We start from the raw sequence: 22,386 nt of genomic DNA on the forward strand, positions 1-22,386 counted from the left end.
GCATGCCATCGCGCGATACCCGTCCACCCGCGCAACAGACGTCTTGACGGGATTCAGTGCACAACGGTTCACTGAAACTCATGACGGAGACCACCGCCGATCGTCCCGGCCCGTCCTGGGAGCGGGTCCGCAAGGCCGCGGACAAGCTCACCACGCCGCTCCTGCCGGACGACTACCTGACCCTGATCAACCCGCTGTGGAGCTCGCGTGAGCTGCGCGGACGGGTGGAGCGGGTGATCCCGGAGACGGACGACGCGGCGACGCTCGTCATCCGGCCGGGTTGGGGCTGGCGCTACCTGCACCGGCCCGGGCAGTTCGTCGGGATCGGCGTCCAGGTGGGCGGGAAGTACCACTGGCGCTCGTACTCCGTGAGCTCGCCGCCCGTGCGCGAGGGACGCACCCTGGCGATCACGGTCCGCGCGATGCCGGAGGGATTCCTGTCCGAGCACCTCGTCAACGGCCTGGAGCCGGGGACGATCGTGCGGCTGGCGACGCCGAGCGGCGACTTCGTGCTGCCCGACCCGCCGCCGGCCCGTTCGCTGTTCCTGGTGGGCGGCAGCGGGATCACGCCGGTGATGTCGATGCTGCGCACGCTGGACCGGCGCGGCACGATGTCGGACGTCGTCCTGCACTACTCCTCGACCTCGCCGGAGCGGATGATCTTCCGCGAGGAGCTGGAGGCCCTGCACGAGAAGCACCCGAGCCTGACAGTGGTCCAGCGGCACACCGACACCGAGGGGATGCTCGACCTCGCCACCCTCGGCGAGATCGCCCCCGACTGGCGCGAGCGGGAGACCTGGGCCTGTGGCCCGGCGCCGATGCTCGACGCGGTCGAGGAGCACTGGGCGAAGGCGGACCTGGAGGACCTGCTGCACCTGGAGCGGTTCTCGCTGCAGGTCTCCGGTGACGGCGGCGAGGGCGGGGAGATCACCTTCCAGAACTCCGGCAAGACCGCCGAGGTCGACGGCGCCACCACGGTGCTCGACGCGGGGGAGCAGGCCGGCGTGGGCATGCCGTACGGCTGCCGCGTCGGCATCTGCCACACCTGCACCGTCACCAAGATCTCCGGGACCGTGCGCGACCTGCGCAACGGCCACGACTTCGACCAGCCCAACGAGCAGGTGCAGACCTGCGTCACCGTCCCGGTCGGCGCCTGCGTGCTCGACATCTGACCCACCGACCCCAGACGACAACCAAGGAGCTCCCATGGCCATCGCCGACGTCGCCGAGTACGCCCACCTCACCCCCGAGGAGGTGGAGCAGATCGGCCGCGAGCTGGACGCCATCCGCGCCGAGATCGAGGAGTCACGCGGGGCGAGCGACGCGGCGTACATCAACCGCGTCATCACCATCCAGCGCTGGATGGCGGCCGCCGCGCGGATCGGGATGATCGCCAGCGCCCCCCTGCCCGCCAAGGTACGACGACCGGTCGTCGCCGCCAGCGCGGTCAGCCTCGGCCTGGCCAAGATCCTGGAGAACATGGAGATCGGCCACAACGTCATGCACGGCCAGTGGGACTGGATGAACGACCCCGAGATCCACTCCTCCACGTGGGAGTGGGACACCGGCCAGCCGGCCGAGCAGTGGAAGCACAGCCACAACTACATCCACCACCAGTTCACCAACGTGCTGGGCTACGACAACGACATCGGCTACGGCATCCTGCGGATGGCCCGGGAGCAGAAGTGGCACCCGGCCAACCTCGGCCAGCCGGTCTACAACGCGCTGCTGGCGGGGCTCTTCCAGTGGGGCGTCGCGCTGCACGACCTCGACCTGGAGGCGATCCGCAAGGGGGAGAAGAACCCCAAGGAGATGAAGCGCCAGCTGCGCCAGATCGCCAAGAAGGGCCGCAACCAGATCATCAAGGACTACGTCCTCTACCCGGCGCTCACCGGCAAGCGCTGGAAGGAGACGCTCAAGGCCAACGCGAGCGCCAACCTGATGCGCAACGTGTGGGCCTACCTGATCATCTTCTGCGGCCACTTCCCCGACGGTGCGCTGCACTTCACCGAGGACGAGCTCGACGACGAGACCCGCGCGCAGTGGTACCTGCGACAGGTCCTCGGCACGGCGAACTTCGAGGGCAGCAAGCTGCTGCACGTGATGAGCGGCAACCTGGGCTACCAGATCGAGCACCACCTCTACCCCGACCTCCCCAGCAACAGGTACGCCGAGATCGCGCCCCGCGTGCGCGCGCTGTGCGAGAAGTACGACATCCCCTACACGACCGGTCCGCTGCACCGTCAGTACGGCCAGGTGCTGCGCGTGATCATGAAGCTCTCCCTGCCCAACCGGTTCACCACCGACGACAAGCCGCCGACGGGCGTGAACGTCACCGTGGAGCACGGGCGGCGCCAGCAGGAGGCGCGTCAGCAGCGCCGTCGCGAGCTGGGTGGGTGGTCCCGCTCGGACCAGGCCAGCGCGTGAGCGTGGGGGCTCCGGACCGTCGTACCGTCGTGCGGTGCGCGCTGGCGCGCGTGTGCGGGCACTGCGGGCAGAGCCTGGGCCGGCCGATCGTCTTCCTCGGCGACGCCGAGGAGGACGCCCGCAACGCCTTCCACCGTCCACCGCTGCACGCGTCCTGCGCGGTCGAGCTGCACGAGCGGGAGCCGGACCTGGTGCTGGTGCGCACCGGCGGCTTCGAGTTCGTCCGGCCGGGCGGCGAGGACCCCGACCCGGAGCCGCGCTTCGTGCCCAACTCCCGACTGTGACGGTCGCCGCACGGCCTGGGTGAAGCACCGGTCGACGGGTACACCTGTCCTCGGAGGAGTCCGACGGAGAGGGAGTGCACGTGGTGGAGACCTGGCCTGGAGCGGCGTACCCGCTGGGCGCGACGTTCGACGGCAGCGGGACGAATTTCGCGTTGTTCAGCGAGGTGGCCGAGCGGGTGGAGCTGTGCCTGGTCGACGTCGCCGACGACGGGAGCCGCACGGAGACCAGGGTCGAGCTGACCGAGGTCGACGGCTACGTCTGGCACGCCTACCTGCCCGCGATCCAGCCCGGCCAGTGCTACGGCTATCGCGTGCACGGTCCGTGGGACCCCGCGAACGGGCTGCGCTGCAACCCCTCGAAGCTGCTGCTCGACCCCTACGCCAAGGCCACGGTCGGCGACATCGACTGGGGACAGAGCCTGTTCGGCTACGACTTCGACGACCCCGATACCCGCAACGACGAGGACTCGCTCGACCGGATGACGCTCGGCGTCGTCACCAACCCGTGGTTCGACTGGGAGGGCGACCGCCACCCGCGCACGCCGTACGCCGAGACGGTGATCTACGAGGCGCACGTGAAGGGCCTCACAGCGACCCACCCCGACGTGCCGGAGAGCCTGCGCGGCACCTACGCCGGCCTGGCCCACCGCTCCGTGGTCGAGCACCTGCAGGGCCTGGGCGTCACCGCGATCGAGCTGATGCCGGTGCACCAGTTCGTCCACGACGACGTGCTGGTCCAGCGCGGCCTGCGCAACTACTGGGGCTACAACACCCTCGGCTTCTTCGCGCCGCACGCCGGGTACGCCGCCGGGTCGGTCCCCGGCGGGCAGGTCCAGGAGTTCAAGGCGATGGTCAAGGAGCTGCACGACGCGGGGATCGAGGTGATCCTCGACGTGGTCTACAACCACACCGCGGAGGGCAACCACCTCGGCCCGACGCTCAGCCTCAAGGGCATCGACAACCCGGCCTACTACCGCCTCGTCGACGACGACAAGCAGTACTACATGGACTACACCGGAACCGGGAACTCCCTCAACGCCGGCAACCCGCACTCGCTGCAGCTGATCATGGACTCGCTGCGCTACTGGGTGACCGAGATGCACGTCGACGGCTTCCGCTTCGACCTGGCCTCCGCCCTGGCCCGGGAGTTCTACGACGTCGACCGGCTCGCGACCTTCTTCGAGCTCGTGCAGCAGGACCCGGTCGTCAGCCAGGTCAAGCTGATCGCCGAGCCCTGGGACGTCGGTCCGGGCGGCTACCAGGTGGGCAACTTCCCGCCGCAGTGGACGGAGTGGAACGGCGCCTACCGCGACACCGTGCGCGACTTCTGGCGCGGCGACCACAACCTCGGGGCCCTGGCCAGCCGGCTCGCGGGCTCCGCCGACCTCTACGAGCACACCGGCCGCCGTCCGGTGGCGAGCATCAACTTCGTCACCGCGCACGACGGGTTCACCCTGCGCGACCTGGTGTCCTACGAGGCCAAGCACAACGAGGCCAACGGCGAGGACGGCCGCGACGGCGCCGACGACAACCGTTCGTGGAACCACGGTGTCGAGGGACCCACCGACGACGGCGGCGTCAACGAGGCGCGTGCCCGCGACCAGCGCAACCTGCTCGCCACCCTGCTGCTCAGCCAGGGCGTGCCGATGATCCTGCACGGCGACGAGCTCGGCCGCACCCAGCACGGCAACAACAACACCTACGCCCAGGACTCGGCGATCAGCTGGATCGACTGGGAGCGCACCGACCGCCCGCTCAGCGAGTTCGTCAGCGAGCTGACCCGGCTGCGCCGGGAGCACCCGTCGCTGCGCCGCCAGCGCTTCTTCACCGGTACGACGGTGCGCACCGGCGAGGGCGAGCGGCTCAACGACATCGTCTGGCTGCACCCCGCGGGCCGCCCGATGGAGGACGGTGACTGGGACGGCCTGCGCACGCTGGGGATGTACCTCAACGGCGACGGGATCGCCGGCCGCGACCGCCAGGGCCAGCCGATCCGCGACGACCACTTCCTGATCCTGCTCAACGGCGACGGGGACCAGGAGGTGACCCTGCCCGACGAGGAGTACGCCGCTGCCTGGCAGGTCGTCCTCGACACCAGCGGGAGCTGTGACCCGGACCAGAAGGTCGCCGCGGGCGGTGTGTTCGCGCTGCCGCACCGCTGCGTCGTGGTGCTGAGGCAGTGGCAGGAGCCCGAGCCGGAGGCCGACGTCAGCCCGGCCGCCTCGGTCGCCTCCATGGCGGGCGAGCAGTGAGCCGGGTCCCGAGCAGCACCTACCGCGTCCAGGTCCGGGAGTCCTTCGACCTCGACGCGACCCGCGCGCTGCTGGACTACCTCGACGACCTCGGCGTCGGCTGGGTCTACCTCTCGCCGATCCTCGAGGCGCACCCCGGCAGCGACCACGGGTACGACGTCGTCGACCCGACCCGCGTCGACCCGGCCCGGGGCGGGCCGGACGCCCTGGCCCGACTGTCCGCCGAGGCGCACCGGCGGGGGATGGGCGTGCTCGTGGACGTCGTGCCGAACCACGTCGGGGTGGAGAGCCCGGCCACCAACGGCTGGTGGTGGGACGTGCTCAAGCACGGCCGCGACTCGCGGTTCGGCCGCTTCTTCGACATCGACTGGTCCGCCGGCGGCGGCAAGGTGCTGCTGCCCGTGGTCGGCGACGACGACCAGCCGGACGCGGGCGGCCCGATCGGCCACCTGCACCTGGTCGACGGGATGCTGGGCTACCACGACCACCGCTTCCCGATCTGCCCCGGCACCGCCGACGACACCGACGACCCGCAGGCGGTGCACGAGCGCCAGCACTATCGGCTGGTCTCCTGGCGGGCAGCGGACGACGACATGGACTACCGCCGCTTCTTCGCGGTCAACACGCTGGCCGGCGTGCGCGTCGAGGACCGCGACGTCTTCGAGGCCAGCCACGTCGAGATCGCGCGCTGGTTCCGCGAGCGGCTGGTCGACGGACTGCGCGTGGACCACCCGGACGGGCTGCGCCACCCCGCGGCGTACCTCGACGACCTGGCCGACCTCACCGGCGGCGCCTGGGTCGTGGTGGAGAAGATCCTCGAGCCCGGCGAGGACCTGCCGCCGCGGTGGGCCACCGCCGGCACCACCGGCTACGAGGTGCTCGCCACCATCGACCGGGTGCTCGTCGACCCGGCGGGGGAGTCCGCGCTCGGTGCCCTCGACGAGCGGCTGCGCGGCGGCGTACCGCCCTGGCCGGAGCTGGTCCGCACCAACAAGCGGCACGTCGCCGACACCATCCTCCACGCGGAGGTACGACGGATCGCCCGTGAGCTCGCGGCGGAGCTGGAGCTCGTGCCGGACCGCACCTGGCGCGCCCAGGTTGACGAGGTGCTGGTCGAGCTGCTCGCCGCCTTCCCCGTCTACCGCTCCTACTTGCCGACCGGACGTGAGCACCTGCACCAGGCGGCCGACCTCGTCCGCACGGACCGGCCCGACCTCGCCGAGGCGCTCGACCAGGTGCTGCCACTACTGGAGGACCGGGTCCGCCTGCCGTCGCTGCGCTTCCAGCAGACCAGCGGGATGATCATGGCCAAGGGCGTGGAGGACCGCGCCTTCTACCGCTGGTCGCGGCTGACCTCGCTCAACGAGGTCGGCGCCGACCCCTCGGAGTTCTCGCTGACCGCCGACGCCTTCCACGACGCGATGTCCCGGCGACAGGCCGTCGCCCCCGAGGCGATGACCACGCTGAGCACCCACGACACCAAGCGCGGGGAGGACGTCCGGGCGCGGATCAGCGTGCTCGCCGAGGACCCCGCGGGATGGGCCGAGACGATGGACGCCCTGCTCGACGCGGCTCCCGCGCCCGACCCGGGCTTCGCGAACCTGCTGTGGCAGGCGGCCGTCGGCGCTTGGCCGATCGAGCGCGACCGCCTGCACGGGTACGCCGAGAAGGCGATGCGCGAGGCCGGCGACCGGACCACGTGGACCGAGCCCGACGCGTCGTACGAGAAGGCGGTGCACGCCCTCGTCGACGCGGCGTACGACGCCCCGGCGGTCGCCGGGCTGGTCGAGGACGCCGCCGCGCGGCTGGCCGGCCCGGGCTGGAGCAACGCGCTCGCGGCCAAGCTGCTCAGCCTCACCGTGCCCGGTGTCCCGGACGTCTACCAGGGCAGCGAGCTGTGGGAGCAGAGCCTCGTCGACCCCGACAACCGCCGCCCGGTCGACTTCGCGCGGCGCCGGCGGCTGCTCGCCGAGGCCGGGCCGGTGCGCCCGGACGGGCCGTCCGACGACGGCCGCGCCAAGCTGCACGTCGTACGGACCGCGCTGCGCCTGCGCCGTGACCGGCCCGACCTGTTCGTCCGCTACGACCCGGTGGGTGCCACCGGCGCGGCTGCCGGGCACGTCCTCGCCTTCGACCGCGGCGGAGCGGTCACCGTCGTCACCCGGCTCCCGGTGGGGCTGCAGCGCGCGGGCGGTTGGCGCGACACCCGGCTGGACCTGCCGCCGGGGCGGTGGCGTGACCTGCTGACCGACCGGCCCGCCTCGCCCGAGGTGGCCGCCCTGCTCGGCGACCTGCCGGTCGCGCTGCTCGTCCGGGAGGACGCATGAGCTTCGACGTGTGGGCGCCGCGCGCCCAGCGGGTCCGGCTGGCGCTGGACGACGACGTGCTGACGATGCACGCGACCACCGGCGGCTGGTGGGCGGCCGAGACCGGCGCGGTGCCCGACGGCACCCGCTACGGCTACCTGCTCGACGACGACGAGACCCCGCTGCCGGACCCGCGTTCGCGCCGCCAGCCCGACGGCGTGCACGGGTTCTCCGCGACCTTCGACCCCACCGCGCACGCCTGGGGCGACGCCGCCTGGACCGGCCGCCAGCTCGCCGGCGCCACGATCTACGAGCTGCACGTCGGCACCTTCACCCCCGAGGGGACGCTCGACGCGGTCGTCTCCCGGCTCGACCACCTGGCGAGCCTCGGCGTCGGCTTCGTCGAGCTGATGCCCGTCAACGCCTTCAACGGCGTCCACAACTGGGGCTACGACGGCGTCCTGTGGTCAGCGGTCCACGAGCCCTACGGCGGCCCGGCGGCGTACCAGCGGCTGGTCGACGCCTGCCACCAGGCGGGCATCGGCGTGATCCAGGACGTCGTCTACAACCACCTCGGCCCCTCCGGCAACTACCTGCCCCGCTTCGGGCCATACCTCAAGGACGGCCGCAACACCTGGGGCGACCTGGTCAACCTCGACGGTCCCGGCGCGGACCAGGTGCGCCGCTACATCCTCGACAACGCGCTGATGTGGCTCCGCGACTTCCACGTCGACGGGCTGCGCCTGGACGCCGTGCACGCGCTCGCCGACGACTCCGAGGTGCACCTGCTGGAGGAGATGGCGATCGAGGTGGCGGCACTGTCGGCCCACCAGAACCGGCCGTTGACGCTGATCGCCGAGTCCGACCTCAACGACACCCGCATGGTGACCCCACGGGAGGGCGGCGGCCGCGGCCTGGACGCGCAGTGGAGCGACGACTTCCACCACGCGGTGCACGTGGCGCTGACGGGGGAGACCACCGGCTACTACGCCGACTTCGCGCCGCTCGGTGCGCTGGCGAAGGTGCTCGACCGCGGCTTCTTCCACGACGGCACGTGGTCGAGCTTCCGCGAGCGTGATCACGGGCGGCCCGTCGACACCGGGCACATGCCCGCCTGGCGCCTCGTCGTGTGCGCGCAGAACCACGACCAGGTCGGCAACCGCGCCCGGGGCGACCGCACCGCCGAGCACCTCGACGACGAGCGGCTGCTGTGCGCCGCCCTGCTGACGCTGACCGCGCCGTTCACGCCGATGCTCTTCCAGGGCGAGGAGTGGGCAGCGAGCACGCCGTTCGCGTTCTTCACCTCCCACCCCGAGCCCGAGCTCGCGAAGGCCACCGCCGAGGGCCGGCTCGCGGAGTTCGAGCGGATGGGCTGGGACCCCGACGAAGTGCTGGACCCGCAGGACCCCGCGACCTTCGAGCGCAGCCGCCTCGTCTGGTCCGAGCCGGCCTCGGGCCGGCACGCGCGGGTGCTCGCGGGCTACCGGCGGCTCGCGGAGCTGCGCCGCGAGCACCCCGAGCTGACCGACCCGTCCTTCGGCCGGGCCACCGCCGAGGAGGACACCCGGCGGCTGACCCTCGACCGCGGGACGTTGAGCGTGCACGTCAACCTGGGGGACCAGCCGTGGGAGGTCGCGGCGGGAGAGCTGCTGTTCGCCACGAACGAGCAGGTGGCCGCGGTCGGTTCGCGCGTCGTCGTACCGGCGGGGAACGGGGTGCTCGTCCGCCGCGGCTGACCGGTATGAAATCGCCGCGATCGAGCAGCGTCGAGGACATGGTGAAGCTCGCGATCGTCTACTACTCCAGCTACGGCACCGCCCACGCCATGGCCTCGCGCCTGGCCGAGACCGCGGAGAAGGCCGGTGCCGAGGTACGGCTGCGACGGGTGCGGGAGACCGCGCCCGACGAGGTGGTGCAGAGCGTCGACGCCTGGGCCGAGCACGCCGCCTCGGTCGCGGACCAGCCCGTCGCCGAGCCGGACGACCTGGCCTGGGCGGACGCGGTGATCATGGGCTCGGGCACCCGCTACGGCCACGTCACCAGCCAGCTGCAGGCCTTCATCGACACCCTGGGCCCGCTGTGGCAGGAGGGCGGCCTCGCCGACAAGGCGTACGCCGCCTTCACCTCCAGCTCCACCCGGCACGGCGGCCAGGAGTCGACGATCCTGGCGCTGCACACGACCTTCTGCCACTTCGGCGGGATCATCGTGCCGCCGGGCTACACCGACCAGGTGAAGTTCGACGACGGCAACCCGTACGGCGTCGGCGTGGTCACCGGGGGCGACGAGGTCCTGGACGACACCGCGACCAGCGCCCTCGACCACCTCGCGACGCGGGTGGTCGAGGTCGCCGGGCGGCTGGCCTCCTAGGCTGGACCGTTCTCGCCGGCCCGCTCGGCGATGTCGGCCGGCGTCACGTCGACATCGCCCGGGTCGGCCTCGGCGTCGATCTTCGTCACCGGCTTCGGCGCGGCCTTCTTGCGCGGCTTCGGCTTCGCGACGGGCGACGGGTCGAGACCGAGCTCCTCGGTCACGTTGACCGGCTCGTCGGGGTCGATGTCGACGTGCGGCTGCTCGGGCTCCGGCTCGGGCTCCGGCGCGGGCTCGACGTCCGTGGGCACCGGCGGAGCGGGGGGCTCCTGCGCCGACCTTCCCTGCTCGTTGCCATGCCCGACCAGGGAGGTCACCGCGCCGGCGGCGCGCTCGGTCGCCTCCTTCGCCAGGCCTACCGCGGACCCGGCCACGGCGGCCGGGAGCTTGAGCTTCTCGACGGCGACGTCCTTGATCTTGCCGATCGGGTTCATGCGGTTCCCTTCGTTGACGGTGGATGCCGTCCGGGTCGGTACCCGGTGGCGTGGCCCCTACCCGCGCGGATCACCGGATGTGAGCAGGGGTACCGCGAGGCTCCCGAACCCCCACCCCGAGGAGCATCCGATGAAGGCAGTGACCTGGCAGGGCGTCCACGACATGAGGGTCACCGAGGTCCCCGACCCGGTGCTCCAGGAGCCCACCGACGCGATCATCAAGATCACCTCGACCGGGCTGTGCGGCTCCGACCTGCACCTGTACGAGACGCTGGCGCCGTTCATGGAGGCCGGTGACGTCGTCGGCCACGAGCCGATGGGCATCGTGGAGGAGGTCGGCCCCGCGGTCACCTCGCTGCGGCCGGGCGACCGCGTCGTCGTACCGTTCAACGTCTCCTGCGGCTCCTGCTGGATGTGCGAGCGGCAGCTCTACAGCCAGTGCGAGACGACGCAGAACCACGAGCACGGCACCGGAGCCAGCTTCTTCGGCTACAGCAAGCTCTACGGGCAGGTGCCGGGCGGGCAGGCGGAGTACCTCCGGGTGCCCTTCGCCGACTTCCTGCCGGTGAAGGTGCCCCACGAGCACGCCGACGACCGCTTCCTGTTCCTCTCCGACGTGCTCCCGACCGCCTGGCAGGGAGTGCAGTACGCCGACGTACCCGACGGCGGGACGCTGCTCGTCCTCGGCGCCGGGCCGATCGGCGACATGGCCGCCCGGATGGGCGTGCGCCAGGGCTACCGGGTGATCTCCGTCGACCGGGTCCCCGAGCGGCTGGCCCGGGTCGAGGCGTTCGGCGCCGAGACCGTGCACCTCGACGAGGCCGAGCAGGCCGGGGGAGTCGGCGACGCCGTCCGCGACCTGACGGGCGGGCGTGGCCCGGACTCGGTGATCGACGCGGTCGGCATGGAGGCCCACGGCTCACCGGGCGCGAGCCTCGTCCAGAAGGTCACCGGGATGCTGCCCGACGCGGTCGCCGAGCCGATGATCAAGAAGGCCGGCATCGACCGGCTCGCCGCGCTGCACTCGGCCGTCGACGCCGTGCGCCGCGGCGGGACGATCTCCATCTCCGGCGTCTACGGCGGCGCCGCCGACCCGATGCCGATGATGCAGCTCTTCGACAAGCAGGTGCAGGTGCGGATGGGCCAGGCGAACGTCCGCCGCTGGACCGACGAGCTGCTCGCGATGCTGGTCGAGGACGACCCCTTCGGCGTCGACGCCTTCGCCACCCACCACCTCCGGCTCGACGAGGCGCCGAACGCCTACGAGCACTTCCAGAAGAAGGAGGAGGGGATGGTCAAGGTGGTCTTCCAGCCGTGATGCTGTCGTGTCTCGGGTGAGCCGTTCGTGGTGTTCGTGAACGGCGCCCCGCCCGGGGCGCCGTCACGAGCACAGGAGCCCACCGCGATGTCCCAGCCCGTCGCCCGCCGGATGTACGACCTCACCGAGCCGATCTGCCTGGTCAACTTCTTCTCCGAGGAGCCGAACGAGGAGATGGCCGCTCTCGGGTTCACGAGCTACTGGGACGGCTACTTCGCCGGCCGGTCCGCCCCGCTCGGCCAGGCTCCCGCCGAGGTCGTGCACGCCGCCTTCTACAACTTCGCCGACGGCGAGGTTGCCCGTCACCTGCCGAAGGTCTGGGCGACCACGACTCCGGAGGCCGCCCACGCGGCGCGCGAGCGCGGGTGCGTCGCCGCGCTGCGCCGGATCCTGGGCCCGCTGGCCTCCGGTGCGGATGTCGCCCGGGCCGCCGACCTGCTGGCCGCCGCCGCGACGAGCGCGCCCACCGAGGGCCGGGTCATGTACGCCGCCCTGCGCGCCCTCCCGCTGCCCACCGACCCGGTGGCCCGGCTCTGGCACGCCGCCAACATGCTCCGCGAGCACCGCGGCGACGGCCACATCGCCGCCCTCGTCACCGAGCAGGTCGGCGGGCTGGAGGCGCACGTGCTCTCCGCGCTCGACGCCGGCATCTTCCCCGCCGAGTCCTTCGGCCGGATCCACCACCTGCCGAGGCGCGTGCTCGCGGAGCTGATGGCCGGGTTGCGCGCGCGTGGCCTGGTCGACGCCGAGGGGCGGTTCACCCCGGCCGGACGGGCGGTCAAGGACCGGATCGAGGCGCGCACGGACGACCTGGCCCAGGCGCCGTACGACGGGCTGGGGAAGGCTCGGCTCGCCGAGCTGGTCGCCCTGCTGGAGCCGGTCGCGGCGCGGCTGCGGGAGACCGGCTCGCAGTAGCCTGGCGCCGTGAGCGACGTAGTCGACGACGGACCGTTCTTCCACGGCACCAAGGCGGACCTGGCGGTCGGCGACCTGCTGACCGCGGGCTTCCGGTCGAACTACCGGCCCGAGGTGGTGATGAACCACATCTACTTCACCGCGCTGGTCAACGGCGCCGGCCTCGCGGCCGAGCTGGCCGCCGGCGACGGGGAGCCGCGGGTCTATGAGGTCGAGCCGACCGGCGACTTCGAGAACGACCCCAACGTCACCGACAAGAAGTTCCCCGGCAACCCGACCCGCTCCTACCGCAGCACCGCGCCGATCCGGGTGGTCGGCGAGGTCACCGACTGGGAGCGGCTGACGCCGGAGGCGCTGCAGGGCTGGCGGGACCGGCTCGCCGCGATCCTGCACGAGGAGCGCGGCGAGATCATCAACTGAGCGGCACGCCGGCGTAGTCGGGCAGCTCGGGTCCGTTGATCGCGGTCTCGATGAGCGCCCCGATGGCCTCCATGTCGGGCTCCGGCGGCGGGCCGGCGTCCGGGTCGGGAGCAGGCGCGGTGAGCATGTCCACGTGCATCCGGCCGAGCTCCTGGTTCGCCTCGACGCAGGCCTGCATCCGCTCCTGGTAGCGCGCGAACCCGACCGCGGGGTCCCAGCCGGCCGCCGCCAGCTCCCCGGCGAGCAGGTAGGCACCGACCAGGGCCATCCCGGTCCCGGCGCCCGACATGGGGGAGGCGCAGAAGGCGGCGTCCCCGAGCAGGCCGACCCGTCCGTTCGACCAGCGCTCCATGACCACCTGCGCGACCTGGTCGAGATAGAAGTCCGGGCTGGCGTCGAGGTGGGTGAGGATCCGCTCCGTCTCCCACCCGAAGCCGGCCATCTGCTCGCGCAGGAGCTGCTTCTGCGCGGCGACGTCGCGGTGGTCGATGGCGACCTCGGACGCCGGGAAGGACATCATCGCGATCGCCGTCGCGGGGTCGCCGCTCGGCCGCAGCCCGGCCCACCGTCCCGCGTGCTGGTGGTCGATCAGCCAGCCGTCGATGCCGAACTCGTTCGGCACGGTGAAGAACGCCAGCCCCAGCCCGAGGTGGCGCACGAATTGCTCGCGCGGCCCGAACACCGACGCCCGCAGCGCCGAGTGCAGCCCCTCGGCGCCGACGACGAGGTCGAAGCGCCGTCGCCCACCGCTCGCGAGGTCCACGTCGACGCCGTCCGCGTCCTGGGCGAGCCCGGTGACCCGGTCGCCGAACACGTACTCGACGTCGGCCCGGGTCGCGTCGTACAGGAGCTGGGAGAGGTCGCCGCGCAGGATCTCGATCTCGGAGACGTACCCGTCGCCGTCGTTGTCCTCGGCACGGTGGGTCTCCAGCACGTTGCCGTCCGCGTCCACCGAGTAGGCGCCCCGGGTGTCCGTGCAGGCCGCGCGGACCTCCGCCTCCAGGCCCATCCGCCGGATGACCTCCTTGGCCACCCCGCGCGCGTCCACCGCCTGCCCGCCCGGCCGCAGGCCCGGGGCTTGCTCCACGATGGTCACGCTCGCACCGCGCCGGCTCAGCCAGTGCGCGAGCGCCGGCCCCGCGATGCTCGCCCCCGACACCAGCACCTTGATCTCGCTCACCAGGTCTCCTCTCGTACGTCGACGCAGGTACGACACGACGCGGCGCCGGAATTCATCGCTCGGACGCGACACCGCCCCGTCCGCCGGAAGGCGGACGGGGCGGTACGTCGGTAACGGGTCGGTCGGTCAGCCGCGGCGCAGCCGCGGGGAGAGGCGGATGTCCTCGCCGATCGAGCGGCGCAGCGCGTCGTCGGCGTAGGTGGCGAGGTCGTCCTCGTCCTCCTCCAGGAAGCTCCCGTCGAACGTGGCGATGCCGACACCGGCGCGGATCCACCGCGGGTTGCCGAGGCAGCTGCGCGCCACCGTGAACACCAGCGCGGTGCGGTCGATCCGTGAGGACTTGGCCGCACACCGCACGTCGCGCTCGCTGTCGCCCTTCGAGATCCCGAAGTGACGGCCGCCGGCGAGCTTCATCTGGATGAGGTCGAACGACGCACGCGGGGTCCGGATGACGCCGAAGGCCATCCAGTCGTCGCGGGGGATGGCGCGCATCCGGACCCGGATCACGACCTTGGTGCGGGTGTGGCTGATGGTGGTCTGGACGACGTCGCCCTGCTTCTGGTCGGGCGCCACCGTCGGTGCGGTCTCGTCGTCGGTGAACGTGACGGCGTCGCCGCTGGGGTCGGCGTGGACCCAGCGCTGGGCGGAGGCGATGCCGGCGGAGGAGAGGACCAGTGCGGAGCTGAGTCCGAGAGTCGCGACGAGGCGACGGATGTTCATCATGGCGCGGACACTAACGACGATCCCGCCTCGGCGTGACCGAACGTGACAAGCAGTCTCGGATCCGACAACTCATGCGGAACGGGGACCGCGGTCCTGGGACGGTGTTGCGCACGGGCGCGGACGCCGAAGCATCATCTGAGCTGGGCGAACCTCGACAGTCGTCGCCTGCTGAGGACGTTCGTCCCCGGCAACGCCACGGTGCACATCATCGGCTGAATCGCGGTGCGCATTGTCGTAGTGCCGGTGAGCGTCTCGCGTGATCGTGATCACGCTCGAGGTGTTGCCGCCACCGAAGGTAGGGCCACTCCTGGGGTGGGCCGACGCCGCCCCACGGACTCCTCGCGCTCTCGGTCACTCCAACGATCAGGACACGGAAACGTGAAGGAAGGCAGCGTCATGGCAGCACTCACCACCCTCGTCGCCGACACACCGCTCGACGAGGTCATCGCGGTCATCGAGAGGGACGGCGGGGTCGTCATCAAGGACTTCTTCGACAGCTCCACTCTCGCTGAGCTCCGCGCGGAGATCGATCGCGCGATGCCGAGCACTCCCTGGGGTCAGGACGACTTCTCAGGCCACCGCACCAAGCGGCTGTACGGCATCTTCCAGCACATCCGGCACGCCGCCACCACCGTGCGGCACCCGCTGTACGCCGGCATCGCCAGCCACTTCCTCGAGATCCCGCAGAGCGGGTACTTCGGCGAGGACCGGCTGGAGCTTGCTCCGACCTACCAGGTCGGCGTGACCTCCATCATCGACATCCATCCCGGCGAGGGGGCGCAGCCGCTCCACCGTGACGACGGGGTCTGGCAGTGGCGTCACCCCGAGGGTTATCGCCAGGCACGGGTCCAGATCATGGTGGCTGTCACCGACTTCACCGCCGACAACGGCGGCACGATGGTGGTGCCGGGCAGCCACCTGTGGGACGACGACCGCGGGCCGAAGGTCGAGGAGGCGGTCCCGACCGAGATGACCGCGGGTTCGGCGCTGATCTGGCTCGGCGGCACCTTCCACGGCGGCGGCACCAACTCCTCCGACAGCAACCGGATCGGGTTGACCATCGGCCTGGACCTCGGGTTCCTCCGGCAGGAGGAGAACGCTTACCTTACCTATCCGATCGAGGTGGTGAAGGAGCTCGACGAGGACATCCAGCGCATCCTGGGCTGGTCCGTCTGTCCGCCCGGAACCGGCTTCGTCGACCACCAGGGAGTGATGGCCGACCCGAACTTCCTCCTCCAGGGTGAAGGTGCCGAGGTGACCAACTCCTTCGCGCAGTTCGACGAGGCGGCGCCAGGGGCACGACCGTGAGCGCGGATGCGGTCGCCGCGACGCCCGTGACGGGGGTGACGCGCCTTTGGAGGCGCGAGCTCCACCACTACCCGGCGGTCCGCACGCGCATCGTGTGCCTGTCGATCGTCGTGCTCGCCACGGTGCTCTTCTACTACCAGTACTACGTGGTCAACAGCGTCAGCGAGAACGTCCTGACCACCACGGGCATGTCCTTCATGGACTTCGTGTGGATCAACGTGATCTCCGTCGCGGCGAGCGCACTGGCCTCGCTAGCCGCGGGCATCACCGACCGGTACGGCCGTGCCAACCTGGTCACCGCGGGCGTGCTCGGCTGCTCACTCGTGTGCCTCTTCGGGCTCACGAACGCACACAGCACCTTCGCGGTCGGCTTCTGGTTCGCGGTCCTGGGCGCACTGGAGGGCGTCGTGCTCGTGGCCACGCCGGCGCTGGTACGGGACTTCAGCCCACAGCTGGGCAGGGCATCGGCCATGGGGTTCTGGACGCTCGGGCCCGTGCTCGGCTCGCTGGTCTCGACCGTCGTCGTGAGCTCCACCCCGCACCTCGACGCGTGGCAGGACCAGTACTGGATCTGCGGGCTGGCCGGGCTGGTCGTGTTCGTCATCGCGCTGCTGTGGTTGCGTGAGCTCTCCCCCCAGCTTCGCGACCAGGTCCTCGTCAGCGAGAAGGACCTTGCGATCGTCGAGGCGCGGGCCCGCGGCATCGATGTCGAGGCGGCCACGACGAATCCGCTGCGGCAGATGATGCGTCTCGACATCCTCGGCTCGGCCGTCGGGATCAGCCTGTTCTTCTTCATCTACTACGTGGCAGTGTCGTTCTTCCCGTTGTTCTTCCAGGTGGTGCTCGGGTACACAGAGTCCCGGGCCAACTCCCTGATGAGCTGGATGTGGGCCGCGCAGGCAGTCTCCCTCGTGGTCGTCGGTGTGCTGTCCGACCGGCTCCGCGTGCGGAAGCCCTTCATGCTGGTGGGCGCCATCGGGGCCGCCATCGGCACGATCGGGTTCATCCGGGTCACCGCGAGCGCCGACACCAGCTACACGACCTTCGCTGTCTGGCTGTCGGTGATGGCGATCTCCCTCGGCATGGGCTTCGCACCCTGGATGGCCAGCTACACCGAGACCGTCGAGGACCGTAACCCAGCACTCGTCGCCACTGGGCTGTCGCTGTGGGGTCTCACGATCCGCTCCATCGCAGCGGCCGCGATCATCCTCGGCCCGACCGTCGTCACCACGGTGAACACCCTGGTCAACGACGGTCCTCGCGTGCAGGGGCTCGCTTCGACGTACAGCAGCGAGCTCGCGACGGCCGCCCTCCTGACGCCCGCGACGACGGCTGCGTTGACCGCCTCGCCGGACGACCCGATGGCCCAGGCTCAGGCGGTCAGCGAGATCTCGGGCAAGAGCGTCGACGTGGTCGGCAAGGTGATCACGTTGGGACAGAAGTACGACGCGCAGCTGGCCACCTTGGCAGCGATCGACCCGAAGACGCAGACGGCGCTCCTGGGAGACCCGAACGACCAGCAGGCTCAGGTCACTGCCGTGGAGGAGATCGCGAAGGGCTTCGGCATCTCGGCCGCCCGCGCCACCGGGCGGCTCATGAGCCTCGCCGCCGTCCCGCCAGCCGATCTGGCCTTCCTCGACGAGAACGGTGGGGCGGTCCAGGACGCGGGCACTGCGCTGCAGGCGTTGGGCGAGGTCCCGGCTGACGACCTCACCTACCTGCAGGAGCGCGGGCCGGCGGTGCAGCAGGCCGTCGACGACGCCCCGGGGCAGTGGCGGAAGTACTTCTGGATGGCCGTCGTCGGCGAGCTGCTCTTCATCCCGTTCATCTTCCTGATGGCTGGCTACTGGGACCCCCGCAGGGCCCGCAAGCACGCCGCCGAGCACGACCGTCGCGTCGCGGCCGAGCTTGCTGCCCTCCAAGGCCGTCCCGAATGAGCACCGGATCGTCCCGGGCGGGCTTCGGCGGTCAGCCGCTGCCGGCCCGGGACGGTCAACGTGTACGACAACCGGCACCACCGCTGCCCGGATCAGGTGCAGATCTCATCGGGAGTCATCGCCGCACCACCGGTTCACTGCAGTTCGACAGCTCCGGCACCGGCGTGCCGGCGCCAGGCATTGAGGAGTGACGTTGCAAAGCCAGCAGAAGCCCGCTGAACACCCTTGGCTGGACAGCTATCCGGAGGGCATCGATCCCGAGCCGGTGTTGCGGCACGCAAGCCTCGTCGAGGCCTGGGACGACCGGGTGGCGCGACTTCCGCACAGCGTTCTCATCCGGTACTTCGACGGGGAGCTGTCCACGGCCCAGGTCGACATGGCTTCGGACGCGCTCGCCAGCGCGCTGCAGGACATGGGAGCTGCCAAGGGTGACCGGATCGGGGTGTACCTGCAGAGCGTCCCGCACTACGTCGTGATCCTCCTCGCGCTGTGGAAGCTGGGCGCGGTCGCGGTCCCGCTCAACCCGATGTACCGCGGTGCCGAGCTGCGCCGACTGGTCGACGACTGTGCGCCCAAGGGCCTGTTCGTCGCGCACGCCGACGCCGCCGAGACCGAGACGACCCTGGCGAGCAGCTCCACCTCGTGGCTCATCGGCGTCGATGCAGCCGACTTCCAGACCCGTAACGACCCGCGTGTCGACTGGGGAGAGAGCGCCAGCGTGCTCACCGACCTGGCGGAGCTGGTCACCCGGTACGATGGCCGCCGGCCTCGCCGCGCAACGGTCGGTCCGGACGACCTGGCGCTGCTCTGCTACACGTCGGGAACCACCGGACCCGCGAAGGGCGCGATGAACAGCCACGGCAACGTGCTGCACTCCGCCGTGAACTTCGGGGCTTGGGCCGATATCGGCGACGCCGACGTCGTCCTCGGCATCGCTCCGCTGTTCCACATCTCGGGGGTGATCCTGAACGCGGCGACGGCGGTCTTCAACGACGCCGCCCTCGTACTGGTCGGGCGCTACCAGCCCGAGCTCGTGCTGCAGGCATTCGCTGAGCATGGAGTCACCTTCACCATCGGATCCATCACTGCCTTCAACGCGCTCATGTCGCTCCCGCACGCAAGCGCCGACCACTTCCAGAGCATCCGGTTGCTGTACTCCGGCGGCGCTCCCATTCCGCCCGCCACGGTGGAGGCCTTCCAGGAGCGTTTCGGCCACTACATCCACAACGTGTGGGGCATGACCGAGACCACGGCCGGCGGCATCGCCGTACCCCCAGGGCAGCAGGCACGGGTGCATGCCGCCAGCGGCACGCTGTCGGTCGGCATCCCCACTCCGGGCGCGGTGGTCCGTGTCGTCGGTCTCGACGGCAACGCGGTCCCCGCGGACACACCTGGCGAGCTCGAGTTCGCTGCGCCGCAGGTCATCTCCGGCTACTGGCAGAAGCCCGAGGCAACCGCAGCGGCGCTGCCGGGGGGCAGGTTGCGCACAGGGGACGTGGCGGTCGTCGACGACGACGGATGGATCTACCTCGTCGACCGCCTCAAGGACCAGATCAACACCTCCGGCTACAAGGTCTGGCCGCGCGAGGTCGAGGACGTCCTCTACGAGCACTCCGCCGTCTTCGAGGCGGCCGTGGTGGGCGAGCCCGATGAGTACCGAGGTGAAACCGTCGTCGCCTATGTGTCCCTGAAGACTGGGGCCACCGTGACCACCGACGAGCTCATGACCTTCGCCGGCGAGCGCCTGGCGGCCTACAAGCGGCCTCGTCGGGTCCACCTTCTCGACGAGCTCCCCAAGACCGCGACCGGCAAGCTCCGGCGCCAAGAGGTGCGCGGCCTGGGACTGTCCGCGTCAGACGGGAGGGCCCGGTGACGCCACGGCTCGTCACTCCCACACAGAGACGTGCACGCGGCGCCCTCGCCGCTGGTGCCGTGGCGACCATCGTCGTGAAGAGGTCTGCCCACAGGCGCAACGAGACCTTCGGGCTCTCCGCCTCGGCGGCGCCGCCCGCTCGCCTCCGCGTGGCCACGCTCGACCAGACGTGCAGCGAGACGGCCGGCACCGACCACCGACCTGCTCGGAGCCAGTGGACGGTCTTTCTCGCCTACGGCCTCCTGGCAGCTGCAACGCAGGCACTCCTCGTGAACTACGCGCCCGTGACGAACGACGCGGCGCGCCACTTCGGGGTCTCGGTGACGGCGATCGGGTGGCTGTCCCAGGTCTTCCCACTGGTCTACGTGCTGCTCGCCATCCCGGCAGGTCTGCTGCTCGACCGCTTCTTCCATGTCGCACTCATCGCTGGCGCGGTCCTGACCGCCTCCGGTGCCTTTCTACGGATGGTCGGCGACGACTACCAGTGGGCCTTGGTCGGCCAGGTCGTCGCCGCGGTCGGCCAGCCGTTCGTGCTCAACGCCATTCCAGGGCTGGCGGTGCGCTACCTCGCCGACCGCCATCGAGCGACCGGCATCGCCGCTGCGTCGTCAGCGACCTTCGCCGGGATGGTCGTGGGGTACCTACTCGGCGCGTTCCTGCCGGGGGAGGACCACATCGAGACCCTGACCATGGTCACCGCGCTGATCGCCATGGACGCGGGACTGTGCCTGGTCGCCGCGCTCCACTTCGCATCACCGACCGGAAGCCCGGACGGGGTTCCGCCGGTGGGCGGTCTCCGGGCTTTCCGCGCCGCCTTCGACAACCGCTACCTGCGGCGGCTCTGCGCCGTCGTCACGATCCCGATGGGCACCTTCATCGCGCTCGCGACCTTCGTCCAGCCACTGCTCGAACCGGCCGGTGTCGGGGAGTCCATCGCGGGGATCGTCCTTGCGCTCACGATGATCGCGGGTGTCCTCGGCTGCGCCATCGTCCCGGTCTGGGCGGAGCGGCGTCGTCGAGAGGTCCAGCTGATGGGTGCCGGGATCGCGTTCACCTCCGTGGCCTGCCTGCACCTGGCGCTCGTTCCGAGCACGCCGATGGCTGTCGTGACGCTGCTCGGGATCGGGTTCGTGCTGCTGCCCGCACTGCCCATCGTGTTGTCGTTGAGCGAGCGGCACGCTCCCGACTCGGAGAGCACCGCGGCGGGACTGATCTGGTTGGCCGGCAACCTGGGCGGCGTCCTCCTCGCGACCGTGGTGGGCTTGCTCGTCGCTTCACCGGGCCTCGCGTTCGTCGCCCTGGCGATCGCGACCCTCGGGGCGCTGCCCGCACTGCGCTGGTTCGCAGCACTGGACCGATCAGGGGCCGCCGCCTGAGCACCGTGGCCAGCAGGCTCCTCAGGCCCCGATGAGGCCGGGTGCGACGTCGAGGACCAGCAGTGCGGCTGCGACATGGGTGGGATTGTCCTCGACCTTGACCACCGAGAGGTCGTTGGCGCGTGAGACGCGCCGCTCGACGGTGTTGCGGTGGGCGTAGAGCCTGGCGGCGGCGCGCGTGGTGTTGAACCCACACTGCACGTACGTCAGAAGGGTCCGACGCAGCTCCTCGTCGGCTTCGGCCAGCGGCCCCAGCGTGTGACGGACGAATCTCTGGGCGCTGGCACGGTCCTTGGTGAGGCTGTCGATCAGCTCCACGTCCGCGTACGCCGTGAACCGGCGCTCGGCGCCGATCCGGGCGATCAACGCCTGCCCGGCGAGGGCGTCCAGGTGGCTCGACCGGAAGCCGGCGAGTCCGTGCCCGGCCCGACCCGCGGCCGCTCGTACCGCTCTCTCCGGGGCGAGGAGCTTCTCGACGTGGTGGACGTCGGGTGCCTCGGCCCCGGAGAGCCAGATCCAGCGCGAGGTCGCGCTCGCCCGGGCGACCAGGGCACTGCGGTTGGAGACAGCTGATCGAAGGGCTGCGGTCGTGCGCTCGAGGGCGTCGACCTGACCGGGGTCGTCCACCCAGAGCACGAGGCCCAAGTGCCAGCGGGCCATCTTGTAGTTCAGCCGACCTTCGGCGAAGTCCTCGGCCAGGGGTGCTCCGTTGGCGATCATCTGGATCAGGGAGATCGCCTCGGCATCGGCATTGCCCATCGCGGCCGCGAGGCTCGCCTCGCGCAACGCTGCGATGGAGTCGAGTGCGTACTGCACCAACGACATCCCCGACACGTCGAGCACACCCACCAGCAGCTCCCGATCGTCGCAATGAGCGATGCACTCCTTCAGCCAGTTCCGCCAACCAATCGTCAGGGCTGCTCGCCACCCGCTCGAGAAGTCCGGCGCGATGCCTCGCGAGACGAGGTCGGAGATGTAGGTCGTGATCCGCGGCCCGACGTAGGGTTCCACCCGCCGTCCCGGCCGCTGCACGTTCGACGTCAGCCACTGCACGAGGTCGGAGCGGTCCAGATGACGGTCCTCCTCCACCAGCGAGGCATCGGCGAGGAGGGCCGATTCGTTCTGCGCCATGAGCGCGGCTCCGTGGAAGGCGTCCACCAGCGCGTCGGTCTCCAGCAGCAGTCGCTGGCACAGAGACCTGATCGCGTCAGCCACCTCGGCGGAGGGTGCGGGCCACAGCTCGTCCATGCCGCCCAGTCTGCCCC

General features: G+C 71.0%; 18 protein-coding genes. 14 read left to right on the plus strand and 4 right to left on the minus strand.

What is annotated here, in order from left to right; genetic code table 11:
- Positions 1–80: 80 nt before the first annotated feature.
- The 7 genes from MRBLML1_RS11990 (at position 81) to wrbA (ending at position 9,637) form a co-directional block, all read left to right on the plus strand.
- A complete protein-coding gene (locus MRBLML1_RS11990) occupies positions 81–1,172 on the plus strand; it encodes a ferredoxin reductase (RefSeq protein WP_364516067.1) in 1,092 nt (363 codons plus the stop codon).
- A gap of 34 nt (positions 1,173–1,206) precedes the next feature.
- Complete coding sequence (locus MRBLML1_RS11995) at positions 1,207–2,427, plus strand: fatty acid desaturase family protein (RefSeq protein ID WP_364516069.1); 1,221 nt, start codon at positions 1,207–1,209, stop codon at positions 2,425–2,427.
- Positions 2,424–2,711: a hypothetical protein gene (locus MRBLML1_RS12000; protein WP_364516071.1), complete on the plus strand. Its 288-nt coding sequence runs from the start codon at positions 2,424–2,426 to the stop codon at positions 2,709–2,711. Before MRBLML1_RS11995 ends, MRBLML1_RS12000 begins: the two co-directional genes overlap by 4 nt.
- A gap of 83 nt (positions 2,712–2,794) precedes the next feature.
- Positions 2,795–4,963: a glycogen debranching protein GlgX gene (glgX, locus tag MRBLML1_RS12005; protein ID WP_364517291.1), complete on the plus strand. Its 2,169-nt coding sequence runs from the start codon at positions 2,795–2,797 to the stop codon at positions 4,961–4,963.
- Entirely contained in the window at positions 4,960–7,290 is a 2,331-nt protein-coding gene (gene treY, locus MRBLML1_RS12010) for a malto-oligosyltrehalose synthase (RefSeq protein WP_364516073.1), read from the plus strand. Before glgX ends, treY begins: the two co-directional genes overlap by 4 nt.
- Positions 7,287–9,005 carry a malto-oligosyltrehalose trehalohydrolase gene (gene treZ / locus MRBLML1_RS12015; protein ID WP_364516075.1) on the plus strand — a complete coding sequence of 573 codons (1,719 nt, stop codon included), beginning with the start codon at positions 7,287–7,289 and terminating at the stop codon, positions 9,003–9,005. Before treY ends, treZ begins: the two co-directional genes overlap by 4 nt.
- 38 nt (positions 9,006–9,043) lie before the next feature.
- Positions 9,044–9,637, plus strand: coding sequence for an NAD(P)H:quinone oxidoreductase (wrbA, locus tag MRBLML1_RS12020; protein WP_364516077.1), 594 nt, complete (start codon positions 9,044–9,046; stop codon positions 9,635–9,637).
- Here the strand turns inward: wrbA and MRBLML1_RS12025 are convergent.
- Positions 9,634–10,071 carry a hypothetical protein gene (locus tag MRBLML1_RS12025; RefSeq protein ID WP_364516079.1) on the minus strand — a complete coding sequence of 146 codons (438 nt, stop codon included), beginning with the start codon at positions 10,069–10,071 and terminating at the stop codon, positions 9,634–9,636. The two genes, wrbA and MRBLML1_RS12025, sit on opposite strands and share 4 nt — an antisense overlap.
- A gap of 130 nt (positions 10,072–10,201) precedes the next feature.
- Here MRBLML1_RS12025 and MRBLML1_RS12030 point away from each other — a divergent pair, with 130 nt between their 5' ends.
- The 3 genes from MRBLML1_RS12030 (at position 10,202) to arr (ending at position 12,724) form a co-directional block, all read left to right on the plus strand.
- On the plus strand, positions 10,202–11,389 hold the full coding sequence (locus MRBLML1_RS12030) for a zinc-dependent alcohol dehydrogenase (protein ID WP_364516081.1): 1,188 nt from the start codon (positions 10,202–10,204) through the stop codon (positions 11,387–11,389).
- Between the two features lie 87 nt (positions 11,390–11,476).
- Positions 11,477–12,304 carry an SCO6745 family protein gene (locus MRBLML1_RS12035; RefSeq protein ID WP_364516083.1) on the plus strand — a complete coding sequence of 276 codons (828 nt, stop codon included), beginning with the start codon at positions 11,477–11,479 and terminating at the stop codon, positions 12,302–12,304.
- A gap of 9 nt (positions 12,305–12,313) precedes the next feature.
- Entirely contained in the window at positions 12,314–12,724 is a 411-nt protein-coding gene (gene arr, locus MRBLML1_RS12040) for an NAD(+)--rifampin ADP-ribosyltransferase (protein WP_364516085.1), read from the plus strand.
- Here the strand turns inward: arr and MRBLML1_RS12045 are convergent.
- Together MRBLML1_RS12045 and MRBLML1_RS12050 are read right to left on the minus strand one after the other, a co-directional pair.
- Positions 12,717–13,904 (minus strand): FAD-dependent monooxygenase, encoded by a 1,188-nt coding sequence (locus tag MRBLML1_RS12045; protein ID WP_364516088.1) that lies wholly within the window; start codon positions 13,902–13,904, stop codon positions 12,717–12,719. The genes arr and MRBLML1_RS12045 overlap by 8 nt on opposite strands.
- A 126-nt stretch (positions 13,905–14,030) precedes the next feature.
- Positions 14,031–14,627 (minus strand): hypothetical protein, encoded by a 597-nt coding sequence (locus MRBLML1_RS12050; RefSeq protein ID WP_364516090.1) that lies wholly within the window; start codon positions 14,625–14,627, stop codon positions 14,031–14,033.
- Between the two features lie 396 nt (positions 14,628–15,023).
- Between MRBLML1_RS12050 and MRBLML1_RS12055 the strand changes: the two genes are divergently transcribed.
- The 4 genes from MRBLML1_RS12055 (at position 15,024) to MRBLML1_RS12070 (ending at position 21,121) form a co-directional block, all read left to right on the plus strand.
- Positions 15,024–15,935 carry a phytanoyl-CoA dioxygenase family protein gene (locus MRBLML1_RS12055; protein WP_364516092.1) on the plus strand — a complete coding sequence of 304 codons (912 nt, stop codon included), beginning with the start codon at positions 15,024–15,026 and terminating at the stop codon, positions 15,933–15,935.
- Positions 15,932–17,872, plus strand: a complete 1,941-nt coding sequence (locus MRBLML1_RS12060; protein WP_364516094.1) for an MFS transporter — start codon at positions 15,932–15,934, stop codon at positions 17,870–17,872. Before MRBLML1_RS12055 ends, MRBLML1_RS12060 begins: the two co-directional genes overlap by 4 nt.
- Before the next feature lie 187 nt (positions 17,873–18,059).
- Entirely contained in the window at positions 18,060–19,745 is a 1,686-nt protein-coding gene (locus tag MRBLML1_RS12065; protein ID WP_364516096.1) for a class I adenylate-forming enzyme family protein, read from the plus strand.
- 149 nt (positions 19,746–19,894) lie between these two features.
- A complete protein-coding gene (locus MRBLML1_RS12070; protein WP_364517293.1) occupies positions 19,895–21,121 on the plus strand; it encodes an MFS transporter in 1,227 nt (408 codons plus the stop codon).
- 21 nt (positions 21,122–21,142) lie between these two features.
- On the opposite strand, the gene MRBLML1_RS12075 is transcribed toward MRBLML1_RS12070, so the two are convergent.
- Positions 21,143–22,369, minus strand: a complete 1,227-nt coding sequence (locus MRBLML1_RS12075) for a helix-turn-helix domain-containing protein (RefSeq protein ID WP_364516098.1) — start codon at positions 22,367–22,369, stop codon at positions 21,143–21,145.
- Positions 22,370–22,386 lie beyond the last annotated feature (17 nt).

The organism is Nocardioides sp. LML1-1-1.1, from assembly GCF_040676175.1.
Lineage (GTDB): Bacteria > Actinomycetota > Actinomycetes > Propionibacteriales > Nocardioidaceae > Nocardioides.